At 60.3% G+C, this 21,838-nt stretch carries 20 protein-coding genes; 8 read left to right on the forward strand and 12 right to left on the reverse strand.

Annotated features, from left to right (window positions below; all coding sequences use genetic code 11):
- Positions 1-82: 82 nt before the first annotated feature.
- From BMZ67_RS15715 to pedF, 5 genes are all read right to left on the reverse strand, one after another.
- Complete coding sequence (locus BMZ67_RS15715) at positions 83-1,855, reverse strand: PQQ-dependent methanol/ethanol family dehydrogenase (protein ID WP_092025328.1); 1,773 nt, start codon at positions 1,853-1,855, stop codon at positions 83-85.
- A gap of 207 nt (positions 1,856-2,062) precedes the next feature.
- Positions 2,063-3,004: a quinoprotein relay system zinc metallohydrolase 1 gene (locus BMZ67_RS15720; RefSeq protein ID WP_092025331.1), complete on the reverse strand. Its 942-nt coding sequence runs from the start codon at positions 3,002-3,004 to the stop codon at positions 2,063-2,065.
- On the reverse strand, positions 3,001-3,768 hold the full coding sequence (locus BMZ67_RS15725; RefSeq protein WP_092025334.1) for a quinoprotein dehydrogenase-associated SoxYZ-like carrier: 768 nt from the start codon (positions 3,766-3,768) through the stop codon (positions 3,001-3,003). The genes BMZ67_RS15720 and BMZ67_RS15725 overlap by 4 nt, the downstream gene beginning before the upstream one ends.
- Before the next feature lie 5 nt (positions 3,769-3,773).
- Positions 3,774-4,700 (reverse strand): substrate-binding periplasmic protein, encoded by a 927-nt coding sequence (locus BMZ67_RS15730; RefSeq protein ID WP_092025337.1) that lies wholly within the window; start codon positions 4,698-4,700, stop codon positions 3,774-3,776.
- A 46-nt stretch (positions 4,701-4,746) separates the two neighbouring features.
- Positions 4,747-5,175 (reverse strand): cytochrome c-550 PedF, encoded by a 429-nt coding sequence (gene pedF / locus BMZ67_RS15735; protein ID WP_092025340.1) that lies wholly within the window; start codon positions 5,173-5,175, stop codon positions 4,747-4,749.
- A gap of 371 nt (positions 5,176-5,546) precedes the next feature.
- Between pedF and BMZ67_RS15745 the strand changes: the two genes are divergently transcribed.
- Together BMZ67_RS15745 and BMZ67_RS15750 are read left to right on the forward strand one after the other, a co-directional pair.
- A complete protein-coding gene (locus tag BMZ67_RS15745) occupies positions 5,547-7,403 on the forward strand; it encodes a methanol/ethanol family PQQ-dependent dehydrogenase (RefSeq protein ID WP_175481948.1) in 1,857 nt (618 codons plus the stop codon).
- 68 nt (positions 7,404-7,471) lie between these two features.
- Positions 7,472-8,110 (forward strand): pentapeptide repeat-containing protein, encoded by a 639-nt coding sequence (locus BMZ67_RS15750; protein ID WP_092025346.1) that lies wholly within the window; start codon positions 7,472-7,474, stop codon positions 8,108-8,110.
- Positions 8,111-8,128: 18 nt separating this feature from the next.
- On the opposite strand, the gene BMZ67_RS15755 is transcribed toward BMZ67_RS15750, so the two are convergent.
- Positions 8,129-8,773, reverse strand: coding sequence for a response regulator (locus tag BMZ67_RS15755; protein WP_092025349.1), 645 nt, complete (start codon positions 8,771-8,773; stop codon positions 8,129-8,131).
- 43 nt (positions 8,774-8,816) lie between these two features.
- On the reverse strand, positions 8,817-10,022 hold the full coding sequence (locus BMZ67_RS15760) for a sensor histidine kinase (protein WP_092025577.1): 1,206 nt from the start codon (positions 10,020-10,022) through the stop codon (positions 8,817-8,819).
- 155 nt (positions 10,023-10,177) lie between these two features.
- Here BMZ67_RS15760 and BMZ67_RS15765 point away from each other — a divergent pair, with 155 nt between their 5' ends.
- The 4 genes from BMZ67_RS15765 to BMZ67_RS15780 are packed head-to-tail and all read left to right on the forward strand — an operon-like array spanning position 10,178 to position 13,935.
- Positions 10,178-11,383, forward strand: a complete 1,206-nt coding sequence (locus tag BMZ67_RS15765; protein WP_425434252.1) for an ABC transporter substrate-binding protein — start codon at positions 10,178-10,180, stop codon at positions 11,381-11,383.
- A 52-nt stretch (positions 11,384-11,435) separates the two neighbouring features.
- Complete coding sequence (locus tag BMZ67_RS15770; RefSeq protein ID WP_483869233.1) at positions 11,436-12,404, forward strand: YVTN family beta-propeller repeat protein; 969 nt, start codon at positions 11,436-11,438, stop codon at positions 12,402-12,404.
- Positions 12,401-13,129 carry an ABC transporter ATP-binding protein gene (locus BMZ67_RS15775; protein ID WP_092025355.1) on the forward strand — a complete coding sequence of 243 codons (729 nt, stop codon included), beginning with the start codon at positions 12,401-12,403 and terminating at the stop codon, positions 13,127-13,129. The genes BMZ67_RS15770 and BMZ67_RS15775 overlap by 4 nt, the downstream gene beginning before the upstream one ends.
- Positions 13,126-13,935, forward strand: a complete 810-nt coding sequence (locus BMZ67_RS15780) for an ABC transporter permease (protein ID WP_092025358.1) — start codon at positions 13,126-13,128, stop codon at positions 13,933-13,935. Before BMZ67_RS15775 ends, BMZ67_RS15780 begins: the two co-directional genes overlap by 4 nt.
- On the opposite strand, the gene BMZ67_RS15785 is transcribed toward BMZ67_RS15780, so the two are convergent.
- The 3 genes from BMZ67_RS15785 to BMZ67_RS15795 all read right to left on the reverse strand — a co-directional run bounded on the left by BMZ67_RS15785 (position 13,861) and on the right by BMZ67_RS15795 (position 16,317).
- Positions 13,861-14,559: an ABC transporter ATP-binding protein gene (locus BMZ67_RS15785; RefSeq protein ID WP_092025361.1), complete on the reverse strand. Its 699-nt coding sequence runs from the start codon at positions 14,557-14,559 to the stop codon at positions 13,861-13,863. The two genes, BMZ67_RS15780 and BMZ67_RS15785, sit on opposite strands and share 75 nt — an antisense overlap.
- On the reverse strand, positions 14,552-15,256 hold the full coding sequence (locus BMZ67_RS15790; RefSeq protein ID WP_092025583.1) for an ABC transporter permease: 705 nt from the start codon (positions 15,254-15,256) through the stop codon (positions 14,552-14,554). The genes BMZ67_RS15785 and BMZ67_RS15790 overlap by 8 nt, the downstream gene beginning before the upstream one ends.
- Positions 15,257-15,321: 65 nt before the next feature.
- On the reverse strand, positions 15,322-16,317 hold the full coding sequence (locus tag BMZ67_RS15795) for an ABC transporter substrate-binding protein (protein ID WP_092025364.1): 996 nt from the start codon (positions 16,315-16,317) through the stop codon (positions 15,322-15,324).
- A gap of 140 nt (positions 16,318-16,457) precedes the next feature.
- Here BMZ67_RS15795 and BMZ67_RS15800 point away from each other — a divergent pair, with 140 nt between their 5' ends.
- A complete protein-coding gene (locus BMZ67_RS15800) occupies positions 16,458-17,048 on the forward strand; it encodes a rhodanese-like domain-containing protein (RefSeq protein WP_092025367.1) in 591 nt (196 codons plus the stop codon).
- Positions 17,049-17,154: 106 nt separating this feature from the next.
- Positions 17,155-17,829, forward strand: a complete 675-nt coding sequence (locus BMZ67_RS15805; protein WP_175481953.1) for a response regulator — start codon at positions 17,155-17,157, stop codon at positions 17,827-17,829.
- 83 nt (positions 17,830-17,912) lie between these two features.
- Here BMZ67_RS15805 and BMZ67_RS15810 read toward each other — a convergent pair whose 3' ends face one another.
- Entirely contained in the window at positions 17,913-20,507 is a 2,595-nt protein-coding gene (locus BMZ67_RS15810) for a hybrid sensor histidine kinase/response regulator (protein WP_092025586.1), read from the reverse strand.
- Positions 20,491-21,660 (reverse strand): nitric oxide-sensing protein NosP, encoded by a 1,170-nt coding sequence (gene nosP, locus BMZ67_RS15815; RefSeq protein WP_425434253.1) that lies wholly within the window; start codon positions 21,658-21,660, stop codon positions 20,491-20,493. Before nosP ends, BMZ67_RS15810 begins: the two co-directional genes overlap by 17 nt.
- Positions 21,661-21,838: the final 178 nt, after the last annotated feature.

Consider the following 21,838-nt stretch of genomic DNA (forward strand, 5'->3'; position numbering starts at 1 on the left):
TAGTAGGTGCCCCAGACCTTATTCGCGCCTACGAAAAAGGGCCGCAATGCGGCCCTTTTTCAGACAGTTAGCAAACTGACAATCAGTTGCTTGCAACCCGGTCGCTCGGCAGTTTGAACGTCCAGACCATACCGCCCTGGTTGAAGTCCTTGACCACGCGGGCAACTTCGCCACCCCACAGTGGTACCGCACCACCCCAACCGGAAGCGACGGATACGTACTGCTCACCGTTCATCTCCCAGGTGACCGGGGTACCAACAACACCGGAACCGGTATTGAAGCGGTACAGTTCTTCACCTGTACGGGCATCAAACGCCTTCAGGTAGCCTTCCGGAGTACCGGTGAAGACCAAGTTACCCGCCGTTGTCATGACACCACCCCACAGAGGTGCGGTGTTCTCATAACGCCAGACCTCTTCACCGGTGCGTGGATCCATCGCTCGCAGGACACCAATGAAGTCTTCATTGGCTGGCTTGATGGTGAATCCGGCACCCAGGTATGCAGCACCCTGCTTGTAGGAAACCGCTTCGTTCCAGATGTCCATGGACCATTCGTTGGACGGTACATAGAACAGTCCGGTGTCCTGGCTGTACGCCATCGGCATCCAGTTCTTACCACCGAGGAAGGCCGGACGGGCTACAACGGAGCCAGCCTGCTCACCAGAAAGTTCTGCCGGGTTACCCGGGCGACCGTCTTCGGTGTAGATTGGACGTCCATCCTCGTCCAGGCCAGATGCCCAGCTGATTTCATCAACGAACGGGAAGCCGCGGATGAAGTCACCGTTCTCACGGTTGAGGACGTAGAAGAACCCGTTACGGTCGGCCGTCGCCGCCGCGCGGACCATCTCGCCGTCGTCTTCATAGTCGAAAGAGATCACCTCGTTCACACCATCGTAGTCCCAGCCATCGTGAGGCGTGGTCTGGAAGTGCCACTTGATGCTGCCGTCATTGGGGTCAATCGCCAGACGGGAGGAGGAGAACAGGTTGTCACCCGGACGCAGGTGAGAGTTCCAGGGAGCCGGGTTACCGGTGCCGAAGAACAGGGTGTCAGTGGAGGCATCGTACGTGCCACCCAACCAAGGGGCTGCACCGCCGGTCTGCCACATGTCGCCCGGCCAGGTCAGGCCAGCCTGGCCGCCGGAGATACCGTTTTCAACAGCTTCGCCATCGCGGTAGACGTAGCCCATGTGACCTTCAACGGTCGGACGGGTCCACAGGATTTCACCCGTGTTGGGGTCGTAGGCTTCAACCTTACCAACGATACCAAACTCACCACCGGACACGCCGGTGATCAACTTGCCATTAACAATGATCGGCGCTGCAGTGATGGAGTAGCCAGCCTGGTAATCAGCAACTTTCTTGATCCAGACAACCTTACCGGTGTCCTTGTTCAGGGCAACCAGCTTGGCGTCCAGGGTACCGAAAATGACCTTGTCGTCGTACAGGGCAACACCCCGGTTGATGACGTCACAGCAAGGCATGATGCCGTCCGGCAGACGCGCATCGTACTGCCAGATTTCTTCGCCGGTCATGGCGTCAACGGCATAGACACGGGAATAGGATGCAGTGACATACATCACCCCGTCTTTGATCATTGGCTGGGATTCCTGACCCCGCATTTTTTCGCCGCCGAAAGCAAACGCCCAGACCGGCTGCAGGTTTTCGACGTTGCTTGAGTTCAGGGTGCTCAGCGGGCTAAAGCGCTGGCCATTCAGGCCCATGCCGTTGGTAACAACGTCATCGGTGGTGGCCTGGTCGTTCAGGATGTCCTCGTCGGTGACTGCGTGAGCCCCGAGAGAAACCGCCAGCGCCAGGGCGCTGACAGAAAATTTCATAGCGATCCGATTCGATCTCATGGTTGCGCTCTCCAATCTTTTGTTTTCAGTTTCAGCAGCGAACCGGGAACTCTTCCCGCCTCTAAACCCGATTCTTGGTTCTGGAGCGTTTACCAACAATTGCCCCCCAGCACAGGTTTTCTCATCACTTGGTAGTAAGACCCAAAAAAAATCGCCGGCGAACCGGCGAAGGACAGGGACAACTACAGAAAGAAAGCGGCAACAGGCCTACTCAGGCAAAAGCACCAGCGCCGATGATTCGTATTTCGGGTAAAGGTGGGTGGTGGTGCGAATCAGCTCGTATTCCGCACCCTCTACGGCATCAAACCGGTGGGGAATGGGCTGCTGCATCACTTCACTGGCGCTCAACCCTCGCGAGGCCGAGGCCGTCAGGGTCTGGTAAAGCCAGCCCAGGTAGTCAGCCATCTGACGGAAGGCTGAGTCATCACTGACAATCGGCCCGTGCCCTGGAACCACGATCCGGTAAGGCAGCTCTTCCAGCCGTGCCAGCTCTCCGGCCCAAATCATCAGCCCCGGGCTCTGTGGTGTGGTCAGGGCACGGTTGTAGAACACCATATCGGAAGCAAACAACACGCCGGTGGTTTCATCCAGCACCACCAGGTCTGAGCCGGTATGGCCAGTGAGCTCAAGCAGCTGAAAACGGTGATCACCCACATCCAGAATGCCCGGTTCCAGGGTGTTGGCCGGAACCACCACCTCGGTCCCCCGCATCCAGTCCCCAACCAGGCGATACATATTGTCAGAGAACCCGTCCCCTTCTTCTTCCAGCATCTCGCGGGCGCCGTCAAGCATGTACAGGGTATCGGGATCAAACGCCTGGCTGCCGAACGCATGGTCCGGGTGGTGATGGGTGATCAGCACATGGGTAATCGGCTCAGAGGTCTTGCTCTCTATCAGCCGCCGCAGGGCTTCGCCATAGAGTCTGGATGGACCACTATCGATCACCACAACACCGTCACCGGTGATCACAAAGGCGACGTTGACGATGTTGCCGCCGTTATCCCGCGAGAAGTTTCCGGTGCTGCCTTCAATCACCCAGGTGCCCTTGGCAATTTCCCGGGCCTCCAGGTTATAGGCCAGTTCCGGCGCACTGACCACCGGGGCGCCCACCAGCCAGCACAGCATCACTATGGCCGCCCGACGGATCATGGCTGCCCCCCGAGCTTGCGCTCAAATTCGTTGCCATTGTTGTCGCGCATCCACAGCACCGCATCCGGCGTCTGGTGCCCGAACTCAAACACCAGCATGGGGTTTTCGGCGGCGGATTCCGACAGGTTCATGGTCAGCAACGGGTCGGAACTGGCCGAATCACGGAGCACCACATGCTCAATATGGAAAAGCGGCACACCGTCCACCATGCCTGAATCCATGGGGTGCATAACACTGAACTTGAAACGCACGCCATCAACCCTGGAGAAGGCGCCACCGCGAATGGTGCCAAAGTTCTGCTCCCAATCCGGGTTGGCCGCGGTCATGCTGGGTGCGGTACAACCGCCTCCAGCCGCATCAACAAAGGCGCTGCCGAGGTGCCAGACACCGTCGTCATCCAGAACGGCAACCCGCACCGTGGTCGCTTGCTGGACACGGAAGTTCATGGATACGAGGGTGGCCGGGGCAGGACCCGGCGTCAGGGAAAACAGGTGGGGAATCGGGTTCAGGTCAACCCAGGCAACCATCTCCCGGATCGGCAGCGGGTAGTTCGACAAGTCAACGGTCAACGGCACCTGAGACGAGTTTTCGGCAAACGGTGGGACCTTGACCTGCACCTGCTCATCCAGCACCACCGGGGCAACATTGCCCAGATAACGCTCGACGTTGTATTCCCACATCGGTGATCCGTACGGGTCTGTTGGAAGACCAGCCCACGCGGGCAGACTGGTCGCCAGGAGCGCGATTATAGCGAGACGGGTCATGCCGGTTACTCCTCTACCGAAGCATTGAGAATGTCCTCATAAAAACCGGGAATGCTGTAACGCAGGCCATGCGCTTCGTAGATACTGGCGACTTCACCGTTGCGGACCATGCCATCCACAATCGCCTCAATGGCATAGCCCAACTGACGATGGGTATGCTTCACCGCCATACCGATATCCCAGACCTGCTTGGTGATACCTGGAAAGCCGTTGTTGGCCGACTGTAGCCTGTCACCATCCTGCCGAGCCAACTCGAAATCAATTTCCGAGCGCATACCCATCACCGCCGTCACTTCACCGCCGACCATTGCTTCAAAGGCTTCAGCGATATTGCGATAGTGGCGGGTCTTATCCCGCATGCGGCCGGCAAACGCCGAGGTCAGATAGAAATCGGGAAGGGTATCCACCTGCACGCCGATGTGGTGGTACTGGAACACCGCCATAGTCGGGACAGACTCCAGTTGCGTCGAATCAAACGCAATCTGCCACTGTTCGCGCTGGTAGGGACCAAACATGACCACTTGATCGTTAATGACTTCGCCAGTGGAGTCACGCATGTAGGCGAAGGTTTTGTCGTAGGGTACCCGCAGCATCACATCGGCGATGCGAGTCTTGGCCAGATAGTGGCCCTTCCAGACGTTGTTGCGCAGGTCGTCTTCCAGGGTTTCATCCGGCACAATCCAGTGAACCCGGAACTCGACGCCCATGGCCGCCGCTATCTGGCGCCCCAGCTCCACATCCACCCCCGCCGGCTCATCATCCTGCAGGTAAGAATATGGCGGGAAGTTCTGGTACACACCGACATTCAGGTAGCCGGATTCCAGGATCGCATCGTAGGTGCGATCCGGCGGACCAAGCTGCTCGTTCTGTGCCAGCAGTGGTCCACTGAACAGGACCATAACCAGCAAGAACAGGTAACGGGAATTCCACATAACACGTCCTCCTGGGCCACGGCCCTGACTTTGCCCTAAGGCCGGATTACTCCGGCTGGGGCAGTGACTCAAGGTAGGTGCGGATGGACCAGATAGAAGTCTGGTTCAGACTGTTCTTGAACGACGGCATGCCCCGCTCAGTGCCATTCATCACCCGACCGATGAAATATTCGTCATCCCATTCGCTCAGGAGGCGCAGGTCCGGCGTCAGACCACCGGACATGGCTTCGATACCATGACAGCCAGCACAGTTGCCCGCATACCCACTCTTGCCGACATTGATAGCCTCGGCGTTCAGCTCTCCATGCTCGTTCCCGTCACGGAACGGATTCTCCAGCAGTGCTTCACGCCCCAGATCAGGCAGGGAGCCATTGTCCACCGGTTGCGGTGTCACGTTGCCATGCCCGGAAGCCAGACCGGCTCCACTCACCAGAGCTGCGGCAACCAGGGCCTTGAGTGAAGTTGAAACTGCCATAACGAATACCTCTACTTGAAACTGTCTCTACCGGCAAGGGAAACAAACGGACTTACCAGCGACCTGCATCCAGTCTAAGAATCCCGCCACCGCAACCGAATTCCACTTTGGAGGCTTAGTCGTAGTTCCTTAGTAGTAGCCTCGGAGTCCCCACGCCAAAGCAGCACAACCAACAACCCCGGGCGAATACCTGCAGCAATTCAAGGCGCTGCAGCCACCAAAGGAACTTTTCCCGGTTTTTAGCGGCATTTTCCCGGTTTTCCCGTGCCAATTTCCGTCGCAAGCCGCTCGTCTCAGCACCAATATTCAAGCCGGATCGCGCAACCAATCTGCGCATTTCACAGCAGCAACCCAAACCAAGGGGAAACACAATGAGAACAAACACAGCAACGCGCCCCCTGATCCGGGCGATGGGACTGGCCCTGACCATGACCTCCAGCGCGGCTCTGACAACCAATGCCCTCGCCAGCGAAGTGACTTGGGAGGACATCCTGAACGACGCGGAAACCACCGAAAATGTCCTGATGTACGGCATTGGCCCCAAAGCCCAGCGCTACAGCCCAATGACCACCGTCAACACCACCAACGTCGAGCGCCTGGTGCCCGCCTACTCGTTCTCCTTTGGTGACGAAAAGCAACGCGGCCAGGAATCCCAAGCCCTGGTGCACGACGGCATGGTCTACGTCACCGGCTCATACTCACGCCTGTTTGCACTGGATGCCCGCACCGGGGAAATGGTCTGGGAATACAGCCACCGACTGCCGAGCGATATCCGCCCCTGTTGCGATGTGGTTAACCGGGGCGCCGCCATTTTTGGCAACAAGGTGTTCTTTGGCACCCTGGATGCGGGCATCGTCGCGCTCGACAAAGACACCGGCGAGGTTATCTGGCGAGAGAAGTTTGAGGACCATACCGCCGGCTACACCATGACCGGAGCCCCTACCCTGATCAAAGATCAGGAAACCGGGAAAGTGCTGCTGATCCACGGTTCATCTGGAGACGAGTTTGGCGTGGTCGGCAAGCTCTACGCCCGCGACCCCGACACCGGCGAGGAAATCTGGATGCGGCCGTTTGTCGAAGGTCATTATGGCCGCCTCCATGGCGAGCGCAGTACACCAACCGGTGACCCGGATGCCCCCAGCTGGCCCGACGACCCCAACAGCGAAACCGGCAAGGTTGAGGCCTGGAGTCATGGCGGTGGCGCACCCTGGCAGAGTGCGAGTTTCGACGTCGAGACCAACACCATCATCGTTGGTGCCGGTAACCCGGCCCCCTGGAACACCTGGGAGCGCACGTCCGAAGGCGGTGACCCCCACGACTACGACAACCTCTATACCTCTGGCCAGGTAGCCGTCGATCCCAGTACCGGTGAGGTGAAGTGGTTCTACCAGCACACCCCGAACGATGCCTGGGATTTCTCCGGCAACAACGAGCTGGTGCTGTTCGAATACAGCGAAGACGGTGACACCGTCAAAGCAACCGCCCACGCCGATCGCAACGGTTTCTTCTACGTGGTGGACCGTGAGACCGGTGAGTTCCAGAAAGGCTTCCCGTTCGTAGACGGCATCACCTGGGCTACCGGTATTGACCCCGACACCGGCCGCCCCATGGAGGTTGATGGCCAGCGCCCGCCGGCACCGGAGCCTGGCGAAACCCGTGGCGAGTCCATTGAAGTATCTCCCCCCTTCCTTGGCGGCAAGAACTGGAACCCGATGGCCTACAACCAGGAGACCGGCCTGTTCTACATCCCGGCCAACCACTGGATGGAGGACTACTGGACCGAAGAGGTGACCTACAACCGGGGCGCGGCTTATCTGGGCCAGGGGTTCCGGATCAAGCGTCTGTTCGATGATCACGTCGGCACCTTGCGGGCCATGAATCCGTTGACCGGCGAGATTGTCTGGGAGCACAAAGAAGAGATGCCGCTGTGGGCTGGCGTGCTGACCACCCGGGGCGGCCTGGTCTTCACCGGCACTGGGGATGGCTACTTCAAGGCGTTCCACGCTGAGACCGGCGAAGAACTGTGGTCGTTCCAGACCGGTTCCGGAATCATTTCCTCCCCCATTACGTGGGAAATGGATGGCGAGCAGTACATCGGTGTGGTGTCTGGCTATGGCGGGGCCGTTCCCCTGTGGGGCGGCGACATGGCAGAGCTGACCCGGGTTATCTCCCAAGGCGGTTCATTCTGGGCCTTCAAACTGCCATCGTGGATGGAAGCCAGCCGCTGATCTCCAGCGTCCGACCATGGCCCGGCATAAGCCGGGCCTTTTCCCGTGCAGATGCGAGAACCTCCGTGATGAAATCCATCGTTACCCTGATCCTCGGGCTGACTCTTCCAGCCAGCCACTTGGCTGACGAATTTCCGATAACCATCAATGGTTGCCTGCTGGCACCGGACACCGTATGCCCTGGCGCCGACCTTCGTAACGCCGACCTGAGCAACCTTGATCTCCGCGGGGCCGACCTGAGCCAGGCCGACTTCAGCGGCGCAAACCTGAGCCACACCAACCTGCAGGGCGCCAACCTGAACGGCGCCAGACTTCAGCAAATCACTGGACTCAGGCTCAACCTGACCCGAGCATCTGTGCGCGGCGCCGACTTTCAGCGAGCCAGCCTAAAAGGAATGCAAGGCAGCTACCTGTTCGCCCAGGGCGCGGACTTCAGCGGTTCCGACCTGGCTGGAGCCAACCTGGATTTCAGTCGCTTCTCCGGTGCCCGGCTGGTCAACGCGAACCTGACCGCCGCCAGCATCGAAATTGCCTGGCTGCCGAAAGCGGATCTCAACGGCGCCACACTCATCGGCGCCAACCTGCAGGAAGCCAAGCTCGGGGCCGCCAATCTCGCCAACGCCGATCTGACCAATGCGCGTATCCACTACGCCACGTTTGAGGGGACCTATATGGAGGGCTGCCAGGCCTGCCCGTTCGACTGGTGACCCGGCGGAATCACTGCCTCAGGTACTGGATTGCCCAAAGCGGACAAGACCGGCATCCACCGCCAGATGAACGAGTTCAATGGACGAAGAGACCTGGAGTTTGCTCTTGAGCATCGCCAGGTGATTGGACACGGTCTTGTTGCTGATGCACAGGCGACGGGCGATCCCGGCAATCGCTTCGCCCCGGGTAAACATCAGCAACACTTCCATTTCCCGCTGGGTCATGTCCCGCAAGCGGTGATCCAGCGGACCTTCCTCATTCATCGCCAGCCGGGTGGCGATGGCATGTTCAATGTAGGGCTGTCCCTGGGCCAGCCGTTGCACCGCCCCCACCAACTCTTCCGGCGCGCAGTTCTTGGACACAAACCCCAGCGCACCCACATCCAGCGCCTGACGCACCATCGGCAGCTCGTCGTGCATGGTAAAGAACAAAATCCGCGCCTTGGGCCAACGCTGGCGAAGCCGCCGGGCCACTTCCAACCCCGAGATATCGGGTAACCCCATATCTAGCACCACCACATCCTGCGCACACTCTGCGTAAGTGGTGAGGGCCGCCTGGCCACATTCCGCCTGCGTAACCTCAGCCCCCGGCAACAACCCACTCAGCAAATGGGCAATGCCCTGGCGCACCACCAGGTGGTCATCCACCAGAAGAATTTTCATAGCACACTCCCATCAGGTGAGACATTTGAGGACGACCGATACCTTACAGCGGCACGGTCAGATCAATACGTGTTCCCTGACCAACATCGCTGCGGATTTCCATGGTGGCCCCCAACGTACGGGCTCGCTCCCGCATGGATCGCAACCCCAGCCCGGGGCTGACACTGGCCTGGCAGAAGCCACAGCCATTATCCGTGACCTGCAGACGCAGGCCGTCGTGGCCAGTCATCAGGGTCAGCTTTGCGAGGGTCGCGTTGGCATGCCGCGATACGTTGTTCAACGACTCCTGCAGCCAACGGTACAGATTGGTTTGCGCTTCGCCAGTCAGCTCCGGCAGGTCCTGGTCAACGGACAACTGACAGCGCACGCCGCTCAGCCGCTGCCACCGTTCCACCAGGTGCTGGACCCCACTCACCAGCCCCAGCTGCTCCATCACCAGCGGGTGCAGGTCTTGCAGCAACAACCGGAAATGTCCCTGCACCGTTTCACAATGCTCAGCAAGCAGTCGGGCCTGCGCTATCTGGGACGGGTTCAGGGTCGGGTCGTAGACCCAGCCCTGGGCCAGGGCACGAATACCGGTCAGGTACTGCCCAAGGTCGTCATGGAGGATACGGGCAATGTGGGCCCGCTCGTTGTCCCGCAGTTGCAGCAATTCGTTGAGCAACCGAGACACCGTCTGCTGCTCTGCCTCCAGCGCCGCCGCCATATCGTTGAACCGCTCCACCAGGCGATCCAGCTCACTGATACTCTGTGGTGGAAGGCGAGCCGACAACTGACCATGGGCCAGGGTGTCCATGGCTGTCGCGAGGGTATTCAATGGGGCGGTGCCGCGACGCACCGCCACAAACAGTGCCAGGAAACACAGCCCCATGCCGGTGCCGTAGGCCAGGCTGATCAGCAGAAAGTTTTCCCAAATCTCTTCCACCTCATCGGACGGATCGGCACGCCAGCCATTGATCACCACTGCCGTACCCGGCTCTGCGCCGGTCACAGCCAGGGTGAACAACCCCCGCACGCCGCTTTGCCGGGGAGCTGGCGGTTCGACGGCAGGCCTGAGGTGTCGCAACCCCGCAACAAGACCGCCCGCCAGGGCGCCCGGTGCCGGAATCACCCGGGCAACCTGCTCTGCCGATCGTTGCTCACGGGCAATATCCGCCCGCGCCTGCTGCAGGTAGAACACCGCGCCGACCACATAGATCGTGACAAAGACCGCCAGCAGCACCAGCGCAAGGCGTACATACGCACTCATTGGGGAACTCCGAAAGGTAGCGCTTTCCATGCTAACGACCGTAGGCCTGACCGGAATACTCCTTTAGTACCGCCATAATCGTACTTTCTACATATTCCCGAGTCTGTTGCGGATCTTCTAAGCTCAGGAAAAGAAAATAGAAAAGGCCTTCATTCATGCCATACCCTGTTGACCGGCTGAGCACGCCAGCCCTGCGCCTACTGACCACCTTCGCCCTCGTCATGCTGCCCTGGCTGTCAGCCCAGGCTGCCAATGACGCTCTGGACGTTCGCATCGGCTATATCCAGTGGGTGCCGGACCGGGGCCCGGTGCTGTCCAACGTCATTCCCGAGCCAGAAGATGCTGGCTTGCAGGGCGCGCAACTGGCCATCGCCGACAACAACACCACCGGCCGCTTTCTGAATCAGCATTACCAGCTGGAGTCCGACATTGCCGCCTCCCCGGAAGATGCCCTGGCAGCCATGGACCGCATGCTCGCTGAAGGCCTGACGCTTTTCGTGGTCCGCGCGCCCGCTGACACGCTGTTGGCCCTGACCGAAAAGGCCGGTGACCAGGCCCTGGTGTTCAACGCCGGCGCCCAGGACAACGTACTGCGCCAGCAGGAATGCCCGACGCAGCTACTTCATACCATTCCCAGCTACGCGATGATCACCGACGCCCTGGCCCAGTGGCTCAATCAACGGCGCTGGCGCGATGTGCTGCTGATCACCGGAACCACCGACGAAGACCAGCAGTGGGCTGCCAGCTTCCGCCGTGCAGCCCAGCGTTTTGGCGTGACCATTGTGGCGGATAAGCCCTGGACGTTTGAGGCTGACCTGCGGCGAACCGCTTCCCGTGAACTGCCCCTGTTCACCCAGACCGACGACGAATATGACGCTGTAGTGGTCGCCGATGTGCGCGGCGATTTTGGCGAATATGTGCCCTTTAACACCTGGCTCCCCCGCCCGGTCGTAGGCACCCAGGGCATGACCCCGTTGACCTGGCACCAGGTGGTCGAGAGCTGGGGCGCGGCACAGCTGCATAGCCGTTTCAACGAACAGGCGGAGCGCCACATGAACAGCGAAGACTATGCCGCCTGGGCGGCGGTACGTTCCATTGGCACCGCAGTGACCCAGCTCAGCGACAGTGATGCCAGCGACATTCGTGCCTTCCTGTTCTCTGACAAATTCCAGCTGGCCGCGTTCAAAGGACGCAAGCTCAGCTACCGGGGCTGGAACGGCCAGCTTCGCCAGCCGATCCCGCTGGTCCACCCCCGGGGGCTGGTGGCTACAGCACCGATCGAAGGCTTTATTCACCCGAACACTGAAATGGACACTCTGGGATTCGACGAGCCGGAAAGCACTTGCGACATCCAGCCCTGACCAACCCCAGAGACAGCGATAGACAACGACAACAAGGAGCACGAAGATGAAACTGCCATTTACAACCGCCGCCCTGGCCGCCATGATCGGGCTGTCTGCCCCTGCGGCCGCCAGCCTGGCCTATGTATCGAACGAAAAGGACAACACCATTTCGGTGATCGATACCAACACCCAGGAAGTCATCGATACCATTGACGTTGGCCAGCGCCCCCGCGGCATCCTGCTGTCAAAGGACTTCACCCGGCTGTATATCTGTGCCAGTGACGACGACACCGTACAGGTGATGGACCTGGCCACCCGCCGCATCATCGACACCCTGCCCTCCGGCGAAGACCCAGAGCAGTTCTCCCTTCATCCCAACAACCGCCACCTGTACATCGCCAATGAGGACGATGCCATCGTGACCGTGGTGGACGTTGAAACCAAAGACGTACTCGCGCAGATCGACGTCGGTGTCGAACCGGAAGGCATGGCGGTCAGCCCTGATGGTCGTTGGGCCGTCAACACCAGCGAAACCTCCAGCATGCTGCACTGGATTGACACCACCGACTTTGAGATCAAGCGGAACATGGTTGTCGGCCAGCGTCCCCGCCATGTCGAGTTCAGCCGCGACAGCAAGATCGCCTGGGCATCGGCAGAGATCGGCGGCACCGTTCACATCATCGACGTGGATAACCTCGAAGAGATCAAGCAGCTGACGTTCCAGATTCGCGGAGTTAACCAGGATAAGGTGCAACCGGTGGGCATCGAACTCACCTCCGATGGCCGCTACGCCTTCGTGGCACTGGGGCCCGCCAACCACGTTGCGGTGGTCGATGCACAAACTTACGAGGTACTGGACTACCTGCTGGTGGGCAGCCGGGTCTGGCAGCTGGACCTGAACGCGGATGAAAGCCAGCTCTATACCACTAACGGCGTGTCTGGGGATGTCTCGGTGATTGATGTCGAGTCGCTGAAGGTGCTCAAGTCCATCCCGGTAGGACGCTACCCCTGGGGCGTCGTGATCGACCCGAACTCATGACCCTGGAAGCCAGCAGTGTCAGCTTCCGCTACGGGCGGGAGCCGGTTCTCAGCGACGTCAGCTTTACCCTGACGGAGGGCCGGTTTCACGCCCTGCTCGGACCCAACGGCGCCGGCAAGTCGACCCTGTTCGGCTTGCTGACCCGGCTGCTGGCCCTACAGCAAGGTGATATCCGGCTCGGCGGCGTGTCGCTGAAGAAGCAGCCCGCCGCCGCCATGCGCCAGATCGGGGTGGTTTTCCAACAGAACGCCCTCGATCTGGACCTCACCGTGCAACAGAACCTGATGTACCACGCTGGCCTTCATGGCCTGTCCAGGAAAACGGCGCGCAATCGCTGTGCCCAAGAGCTGGAGCGGTTTAAACTCAGTGCCAGGGCCAAAGACCCGGTACGCCAACTCAATGGCGGCCACCGTCGCCGGGTTGAGATCGCCCGCGCCCTGCTCCACCAGCCTGCCGTCCTGCTTCTGGACGAACCCAGCGTCGGCCTCGACGTTCCCAGCCGGGAGACCCTGAACGCCCACGTCCGCCAACTGTGCCACGACGATGGCCTGACGGTGCTGTGGGCCACTCACCTGATTGAAGAGGTCCAGCCTGACGATCAGATCCTGGTGTTACACCGGGGCCACCTGCTGGCCGACAGCAACGGCCATGAGCTGTGCCAGAACACCGGCACATCATCGCTGGCCGACGCATTCCGGGCCCTGACGGGAGAAGACGTGTCATGAGGCTACGAGATTACTGGTATTGTTTCCTTGCCATCCAGGCTCGGGAATGGCTGCGGTTCTGGCAGCAACGAACACGGTTTGCCAGCGCCCTGGTGCGCCCGCTGCTGTGGCTATTAGTGTTCGCCGCTGGCTTCCGGGCGGTGCTGGGGGTATCGATCATCCCCCCTTACCAGACCTACATTACTTACGAGACCTACATTGCCCCGGGTCTGTGCGCCATGATCATCCTGTTCAACAGCATGCAGGGTGCGCTCTCCATGGTGTATGACCGGGAACTGGGCAGTATGCGGGTGCTGTTGATGAGTCCGCTGCCGCGCCCCTTCCTGCTGGTGACCAAGCTGCTGGCGATGGGGGTGGTATCCGTGGGCCAGGTCTATGTGTTCCTGTTGATCGCTCGCCTGATCGACGTCGAACCACCCGCTCTGGGCTACCTGGCGGTGCTGCCCGCGCTGGCACTGACTGCGCTGATGCTGGGGGCGCTGGGGTTGTTGATCGCAACCTGGATCAAACAGCTGGAAAACTTTGCCGGGGTGATGAATTTCGTGATCTTCCCAATGTTTTTCCTGTCGTCCGCCCTTTATCCGTTGTGGAAAATGCAGGAAGCGAGTCCATGGCTGTATTGGGTCTGCCAGTTCAATCCCTTTACCCATGCGGTCGAAACCATTCGCTTCGCGCTCTACCTGCAGTGGAATACCGAAGCCTTCGCCATAACGGCCATCATAACCGTTGTGCTAAGCGCCCTCGCCACCGCGGGCTTCCGCCCACAGCGGACCCGCATTCTGGGAGTCCGGACCGGCGGCCGTTGAACGGCGGCCGGCAGACTCCCCGCCGCCTTCAACCCGCAACCTGGCGGGCGCACCCTCAAGCCACCAACGCTGCGCCGCCAATGAGGCCGCATCAGCTTCGTCGTGGGTGACACAGACCATCGCCATCGCCGGATTCTGGTCCAGCAGCCCGGTGATCAACGCCTGCAGCTCTCCCGCACGCTCAGCGTCCAGCGAGGCAAAAGGCTCGTCCAGCAACAACAGATCTGGCGCCACCGCCAGACAACGGGCCAAGGCGGCACGGCGAGCCATCCCGAGGGACAGCTGGTCGGGGTAGTGATTGCCATACCCGGTCAGACCCACCTGGCTAAGCAGCCGGGCAGCCTCTTCCCGTTTGGCGCCAACCAAGACCAGGTTCTGGTAAAGGGTGCGCCAGGGCAGCAGCCTGGGCTCCTGGAACAGGTAGCCCACCCGTAAGTCACTGCCTTGCGTGAACGCAGACGGCAAAACCACCGGGTCGAGGCCGGCCAGGATATTCAGCAGCGTGGTTTTGCCCACGCCGGAAGGTCCCAGCAGGCAGACCCGGTCGCCCCGTTCTATGCGAAGGTGGATGGCACCAAGCACCGGCTGCCGGAAGCCCCTGCCGTCAAATGACAGTTCAAGCATGAGTCACCTCCGGATGACGCCAACGATGGGCCCGGCGCTCAAGCGGCTGCAGCACCAGCAGCTCAATCAACTGCACCACCATGATAAAGGCCAGACTGTAAGCGAGGATCGCCGACACATCGAACACCTGAAAAGCCATGTGAAGCTGGAAGCCAATACCGTCGGAGCGACCCAACAGCTCGACCACCAGCACAATTTTCCAGATCAGCGCCAGACCGCCCCGGGCCGACGCCATCAGGTAGGGAAAGAGTTGCGGAAGCCACAGGTCCCATAGCCGCTGCGGCCAGCCAAAGCGATAGACGGTAGCCATCTGCTCCAGTTTTCGATCGAGACTGCGAGCCCCCTCACGAACCGTCACAGCGACATTCGGCACCTTGTTGATCACCACTGCAAGAATGGCGGCGGGCTCAACCAGACCCATCCAGACATACAACAGAATAATGGTGACCAGGGCCGGCAGATTCAGCATCAACACCAGGACCGGGTCCAGCACCGCATTGACCGTGGCCCAGCGCCCCATACAGAAGCCGAGGGCCACGCCCAGCACCATGGCCAGCACGAAACTGAGTATCACCCGGTAAAGGGTAACCCCGAGGTGGTGCCAGAGTTGGCCGGAGCTGGCCTGCTCCACCAGTGTCTGAAGGACCGCCGCAGGGGACGGCAGCAGACTGCTGTCCAGCAAGTGCGACAGCAGCATCCATACAGCCACGAGAACCGGCAAGGCGATCCAGGCCGCCCAGCCTGCCGGACGGGCCTGCGCGGTCACGGACCCTCCCGGTAGAACAGCGACGGCGGCATTATCCGCTCACGGTCGGCCCCGGTCAGCGCAAGCAACTGACGCAGGCTGGCAATACGGCGGTCATCAAGGGGCCCGGGCGTACCGGCAATGAACCCGTTTCGCAGCGCTTGGTAGACCCGGTCATCCGGTGCCCGCATCAGCGCACGCACGCCGTCCCAGGCAGCCGGATCGGCCGCCAGCTCGGCCTTGGCCTGACGGATGGCGCTGGCAAACCGTGCCAGCAGGTCACGGTGCTCAGCACTCCAGTCAGCCCTGAACACATACCCGAGCACCGGCAGGTTCTGTTCCAGCGACAGTTCCGCCAGCAGACTGGCCAGAGGCATCACCGAGCGCCCCGCACCTTCCGCCTGCAGGCGGGCCGCAAAGTGCCAGTAGGTGACCACCGCATCCAGGCGGCCCCGCTTGAGTGCTTCGCTCAGCAACGGCGGCGCACCATACTGAATCTGGTTGCTGGCGGCGAGATCAATACCCTGGTCCGCAGCTACCCGCTGCATCAGGATCCAGCCCTTGCTGTCAGGGCCACCGGCAACGCCAATCCGCTTACCCACCAGATCACCAAAGCCAACGATGTCCGAGTCCGGCGCGACCACCAGCTCGCCGATGCGGGTGGAAAACGGCACGAAGACCAGGTGGGCATCGGATTCATACCGGGACTGCACCCACAGCAGGTCAGCCACCGCACCATCAACCGACGCGCCGGTCAGGGCGAGCCGCGAGGCTGGCAGGTTGGCCACTGGCCGCAATTCGAGCAGAAACCCTTGGTCACGATCCAGCCCCCGGCGCTGCACATGCGCCAGCTCCCAGTGTGCGGTGCCGTACTGGAGCACACTGAGACTCAAGGTGGGCAGCCCCTCCGCAGCGGCGGACGAGGAACAAAGGCCAATCAGTAAGGCAAAGAACAGCCCAACAGAGGTATGCTTGTACGGCAGCAACCGTAAGGAGTAGAAGTATCTGAACATGACTTCACAATACGAACCCGCCCTTACTGCAAGAATTGTACTTTAGTGCATCTTTTTTGCTGCGATGGTCTCATTCAACCGAACTCATCCTTGGCGTGTAATGGCAACATGACACAAAAATAACTAGAGGTACGCGCAATATGATCAGGCACCTGGTCGGCATTGCTTGCCTGTCTGTCGGGCTCTCGGGATTTGCCGATTCATCCCCCTCGCCCCAGTCCGATCCACAAGCGGCCCTGTTTTCGAGCGATGGCTACCGTATCGACCGCTACCGCAGCCCGACCCCGGCCAAGGCCATGGGCGCCCAGACGGTCTCTACCGACGACATGCTGGCGCTGTTGCAGAACGAACCTACGCTGGTGGTCATTGATGTGATCAACCTGGAGTACCGGGCCGATCGCTTCCTGCTCACCGAGCCCCACCAGTCGCTTCCGTCCGCTACCTGGCTGCCCAACACCGGTCGCGGAAACCTTGATAGCCACTGGAACTCTTACCTGATCGACAACGCCCTCAGGCTGACCCATCACAATCGCAACCACCCCGTGGTCGTGCTGTGCAAGTCCGACTGCTGGCTTTCCTGGAATGCGACCAAGCGCCTGTCTGAAGCAGGGTTCACCAAACTGTATTGGTACAAGGATGGTGTCGACAGCTGGGCCAATGCCGGCCTACCGATGCAACCGGCAACCCCGGTCGCCCCCGAATTCCCATCTGACCCTGTAAGCGAGTCCTGAGGTGACCACCATGCTGGATGAGAGCGTAAGCGCCAACGACGCGAAAAAAAGCTATGATGAGGGGGAGTTACCCTCAGATACCAATGAGCAACGGGAAAGCGAGGCCATGGAGTCGTCGTACAAGATTCTGATTGCGGATGACCACCCCCTGTTCCGCGAAGCCATTAGCAATGTCATCGCCTCTGGCTTTGCCGGCAGTGAAATCATTGAAACTGAAGATCTCGACAGCGCCCTGGCCATTACCCAGGAGCAGGACGACCTTGATCTCATCCTGCTCGACCTGAACATGCCGGGCATGCACGGTCTTAATGGCCTGATCTCCCTGCGCAACGAAGCCCCCACCATACCGGTGGTGATCGTTTCAGCGGAAGAAGACAAGCAGATTGTCCTGCAGGCCATCACCTACGGTGCAGTCGGGTTCATCACCAAGTCGTCGCCCCGCGAGCAGATGACCGAAGCCATTACCCAGATTCTCAACGGCAATGTCTACCTGCCTTCGGACATTATCCGCACCGGCAACGAATCCCAGCGTCGCAACCGCCGCGACGACAATCCCATTTCACCGGAACTGCTCAACTCGCTGACCCGCCGTCAGCTGTTGGTACTGGAGCGCATGTCCCGGGGCGAGTCCAACAAGCAGATCGCCTACAACCTCAACATCGCCGAAACCACGGTTAAAGCCCACGTCTCCGCTATTCTTCGCAAACTGGGTGTACACAACCGGGTCCAGGCCATCCTTTCTGCCGGTGATGTCGATTTCAGCCAATACCTGAAACGCTGAACCCCAAGGCGCCCGGCCAGACCGGGACCAGCCCACGGCAAGGACGCCGTAGCCCTTCCCCGCCCAATTGAATAGCCCTACTCTCACTGCAGAATATGGTTCAGCGCCGCCCGGAGTTTCAGCGGCTTCACCGGTTTGTTCATCAGCAGGTAGCCGCGGTCGCGGATGTCCTGTTTCAGTTCGTTGGTGTAGTTGGCGGTAATCATGATCACCGGCACGCGTTCCTGGCGACGGGCATTGATCGCGGCCACCACATCCACCCCGATCTCATCGTTGTCGAGGTGGTAGTCCGCCAGGATCACATCGACCCGGTCGGTTGCGACCTGAACCTGGGCGTCCAGGTCCGCCAGCGACACCGCCGTCAGCACATCACAACCCCAGCCTTGCAACAGGGTTTGCATGCCCTGGCAGATCGCCAGGTCGTTGTCGATGACCCAGATACGGGCGCCATCCATATCCTGGGCCGGCATCGGAAACACCGTTTCTTCCTTGGTCGCGTTGCTATCCAGCCGCCCCAGCGGAACCCGCACACTGAACACCGAGCCACGCCCTTCAATTGAATCCACGGTAATCTCATGCCCCAGGATTCGGGCAATCTTGTCCACGATCGCCAGACCCAGGCCCAACCCTTTGTCGCCAGAGCGGGCGGCCGACTGAACGCGTTTGAATTCCTGGAAGATCTCGGTGAGCTTGTCCTCCGGGATGCCAGGGCCGGTGTCCCATACCTGCAGCAGGACATGGTCACGCTGGCGTCGACATCCCAGCAGGATACGACCACTGCCGGTATAGCGGATGGCGTTGGTGAGAAAGTTCCGAAGAATCCGTGCCAGCAGCTGGGAGTCCGTACGAACCACCGCGGAGGACGGCACAAAATCCAGGCTCAACCCCTCGGCATCCGCCATCTGACGGAATTCACGGGCCAGGTTGTTGAGTAAATCCCGCAGGTCGAATGCAGTGACATCCGCCTTGATCACACCCGCATCGAGTTTGGAGATATCGACCAGGGTACCCAGCAGGTTTTCCACATCGTCCAGGGAGGTACTGACCGAACGCACCAGGTTTTCCGCCTTGGGACCAAACGCATGTTCCTGAAGGGCACTGGTGAACAGTCGGGCAGCATTCAGCGGCTGCAAGAGGTCATGACTGACCGCCGCCAGGAATTTGGTCTTGGACAGGTTCGCCCGTTCGGCTTCCAGTTTGGCGTCCCGCAGGCGGGCTTCCACCGCCGCCCGCTCATTGATTTCCTGCCGCAGCTGGTTATTGAGCCCGGTCAATGCGGAGGTACGCTCCTTAACCCGTCGCTCCAGGTTATCGTAAGCCTGCTCCAGCGCCATTGCGGTGCGGCGACGGTCGGTAATGTCACGAATCATGACGAAGAATCCCACCACGTCGCCACGAACGTCCCGGTTGGGCACGTAGGAGCGCAACATGTAGTGGCGAGACCCGCGAACATCGTCCTCTTCCAACTCGAAGGTGACACTCTCGCCGGCCAACGCCTGGCGCACCTGAGGCATCAGACGGTGGTAAAGCTCCGGCTCATGCACCTGGTCCAGCGGCATATCCAGCAGCGAGGAACGTCCACGACCGTACCAGGCCTCGTAGACCTTGTTGCAGAACTGCACGGTGAGATCCGCCCCCACATAAGCGATCAGCGCTGGCACATGGTCGGTCACCACCCGGATCCAACGCTCACTTTCTTCCAGGGTTTCGGCGTACTGGTAGCGCTCGGTAATGTCGGTGTAGGTATTAACGAAGCCACCGTCCGGCATCGGGTGGGTTTTGACCTCCACCACAGTACCGTCGATGCGCCGGTGAACCTGTTCCAGGTACTGCGAACTGCCTCGACGGGCACTGCCGGGGTGTAACAGAGGCACGGCGGCACCAGCCATCAAGGCCTTGAGATTGCAGTCGGTGGTGATCTGATCCGAGGCCAGCCCGGTCAGATTGAGGAAGCGGTCGTTCCAGATTTCCGGGCGCCCATCGGGATTCACCAACACCACGCCCTGGGACAGATTATCCACCGTCGCCTGCAGCAGCCGCGACTTGTCCGCCAGCGCCTTCTCCCGCCGCGCGGTTTCGCTGTTCTTGACGTCGGTAATGTCGGAATACAGCACCACCAACCCGCCTTCACGGGTCGTGCGCTCCGTCATCTGCACCCAGCGACCGTTTGACAGCTGGAACACCCCGCCTTCAGCCGCCGAACCGTTGTATTCCTCAACAATCAGTCCGGTGGTCACCGCCTTGGCCCGAACCTCATCCACCGACTCCCCAGGCTGGATATCCTCGCCGGTCATTCGCCAGTAGCTGTTGAAACGGCTGTTGCTGAGAACCAAACGCTGGTCCTGGTCGAACAGCACAAAGCCATCGGCGATGCTCTCAATGGCATCCTCCAGGCGCTGGCGAGCGGTCTCTGCCTCATCCCGGGTCCGGTTCAGCGCCTTGTTGCTGACCTTGAGTTCGTCCATGGCCTGGTTGAGGGCGTCGGTGCGCTCACGCACCTGTTCGGCAAGAATGACGGAGTGTTCAAAGGCCGCGTAAGGGTCCGGCTTATGGTCCACACCGGACTCTACCCGCTGGATCAGGGCATCACGAATCTTCCGCAGGCGCTCGTTTTCCGCCTCTAGCTGGGCAATCCGCTGCTGGTAAGCCAGCGCGGAACCCTCAGTGCTGTCCCGCAACGACTTCAGGCTGGCCAATGACCACCCCCGTGAAGGTCTGATTGATGTGCATGCCGTCAAACTGCTCGCCGTAGGAATTGAAGCCAATCACCCGATGCTCGCGCAGGAACCGCGACACCTCCTGGTCGATCCCCGTCAGTTCCGCCTCCAGGCGGCGCAGGAAACAGTCACAGCCGATCGTCACCAGTGGAGGCCCAACCACCTTCTCGGCCTTTTCGAGCTGCTGCCGCAGGCTTTCCTGCAGCGACCCCGGCTCCATCGTGGTCATCACGATGCCGGTTTCAACCGCACAGTAGAAAGTCAGGCTGCCATCTGCGTTCACCCGCTGAACCGAGCGAATGAAGTAGTGGCCGCCGATACGCACCGCCATCGGGTGCAGGGCAAAGGTTTCCCGGCTGAGGTCGGCAACGGCCACGCCAACGGTGCGGGCATAGACCTCAGCCGCCGGCTCCGCGTTCAGTTCATACACGGTACGGCTGTCACTGTCTGAGCGGGTAACAATGAGCTTTTCGCTGCGCGCGGTCATGTGGTGGGTGGAGAACACCCGAAAATCCAGTGGCGTATTCACCAGCAGAACCGTGGCAGCGTTGCTGTAGAACCGGCCCCGGTAGAACACATGGGTGTCATTGAGTCGCTCGTCATCCCCTGCGGAACCGCCGAATTGGGGAATGGTTCCCAGAGCCGCATTCAGGGTGGACAGCACCAGCTCTTCGCGGCTGGACAGACCATCCAGCAGGGTAATGGCAAAGGTGTTGCCACGAATCGGTGCCAGGTCGGCATCACGACAGGTCGCCAGCAGCTCATCAATACAACGCTGGGCGTCCTGCAGGGTAAAATTATCAAGCTGTTGAATCAGGGCGGTATCAATCGCAAAGTAGCGGCGATCAAAACCAATCGCGGTGATGCAGCCACGACCGTACCCCTCCGGCGTGATTTCACCCGCCGAGGTACAGCCACTGACCTGAATACCGGAAAACTCCCGCTCCAGCGCCTGACCAAGACGGGCCAGGTCATACTCGGCGGAGCAGAAGAACAACACACATCCCAGGTCGGGATGTTGCAACTGGCTGGCCAAAGCGGTGGCCGCTACAGCCGGGTCTCGATCACCGGAACTGGCAACACGGACGGCCGGAAAAGTGATCGCTGGCATCATGGACGCAGATTCCGTTTTCAACAGGTCTACTGCCGATTTTACGGGCTCTGCCGACACAGCCAATTCGACTTCAGTACTTTTTATGGGCGCTCCAAATCCGTCGTAACTCATTGATATAAAGCCCCCAGACTTAATAACCCGGTGATACGCAGTGCCATCCTGAGAACCAGAACAGCAC

Source organism: Marinobacter zhejiangensis (genome assembly GCF_900114775.1).
Classification (GTDB): domain Bacteria; phylum Pseudomonadota; class Gammaproteobacteria; order Pseudomonadales; family Oleiphilaceae; genus Marinobacter; species Marinobacter zhejiangensis.

Excerpts from the sequence above, each read along its gene's own strand:
- BMZ67_RS15715 (WP_092025328.1), bottom strand. The coding sequence starts at position 1,855 with ATGAGATCGAATCGGATCGCTATGAAATTTTCTGTCAGCGCCCTGGCG.
- BMZ67_RS15720 (WP_092025331.1), bottom strand. The coding sequence starts at position 3,004 with ATGATCCGTCGGGCGGCCATAGTGATGCTGTGCTGGCTGGTGGGCGCC.
- BMZ67_RS15725 (WP_092025334.1), bottom strand. The coding sequence starts at position 3,768 with ATGACCCGTCTCGCTATAATCGCGCTCCTGGCGACCAGTCTGCCCGCG.
- BMZ67_RS15730 (WP_092025337.1), bottom strand. The coding sequence starts at position 4,700 with ATGTGGAATTCCCGTTACCTGTTCTTGCTGGTTATGGTCCTGTTCAGT.
- pedF (WP_092025340.1), bottom strand. The coding sequence starts at position 5,175 with ATGGCAGTTTCAACTTCACTCAAGGCCCTGGTTGCCGCAGCTCTGGTG.
- BMZ67_RS15745 (WP_175481948.1), top strand. The coding sequence starts at position 5,547 with ATGAGAACAAACACAGCAACGCGCCCCCTGATCCGGGCGATGGGACTG.
- BMZ67_RS15750 (WP_092025346.1), top strand. The coding sequence starts at position 7,472 with ATGAAATCCATCGTTACCCTGATCCTCGGGCTGACTCTTCCAGCCAGC.
- BMZ67_RS15755 (WP_092025349.1), bottom strand. The coding sequence starts at position 8,773 with ATGAAAATTCTTCTGGTGGATGACCACCTGGTGGTGCGCCAGGGCATT.
- BMZ67_RS15760 (WP_092025577.1), bottom strand. The coding sequence starts at position 10,022 with ATGAGTGCGTATGTACGCCTTGCGCTGGTGCTGCTGGCGGTCTTTGTC.
- BMZ67_RS15765 (WP_425434252.1), top strand. The coding sequence starts at position 10,178 with ATGCCATACCCTGTTGACCGGCTGAGCACGCCAGCCCTGCGCCTACTG.
- BMZ67_RS15775 (WP_092025355.1), top strand. The coding sequence starts at position 12,401 with ATGACCCTGGAAGCCAGCAGTGTCAGCTTCCGCTACGGGCGGGAGCCG.
- BMZ67_RS15780 (WP_092025358.1), top strand. The coding sequence starts at position 13,126 with ATGAGGCTACGAGATTACTGGTATTGTTTCCTTGCCATCCAGGCTCGG.
- BMZ67_RS15785 (WP_092025361.1), bottom strand. The coding sequence starts at position 14,559 with ATGCTTGAACTGTCATTTGACGGCAGGGGCTTCCGGCAGCCGGTGCTT.
- BMZ67_RS15790 (WP_092025583.1), bottom strand. The coding sequence starts at position 15,256 with ATGCTGCTGTCGCACTTGCTGGACAGCAGTCTGCTGCCGTCCCCTGCG.
- BMZ67_RS15795 (WP_092025364.1), bottom strand. The coding sequence starts at position 16,317 with ATGTTCAGATACTTCTACTCCTTACGGTTGCTGCCGTACAAGCATACC.
- BMZ67_RS15800 (WP_092025367.1), top strand. The coding sequence starts at position 16,458 with ATGATCAGGCACCTGGTCGGCATTGCTTGCCTGTCTGTCGGGCTCTCG.
- BMZ67_RS15805 (WP_175481953.1), top strand. The coding sequence starts at position 17,155 with ATGGAGTCGTCGTACAAGATTCTGATTGCGGATGACCACCCCCTGTTC.
- nosP (WP_425434253.1), bottom strand. The coding sequence starts at position 21,660 with ATGATGCCAGCGATCACTTTTCCGGCCGTCCGTGTTGCCAGTTCCGGT.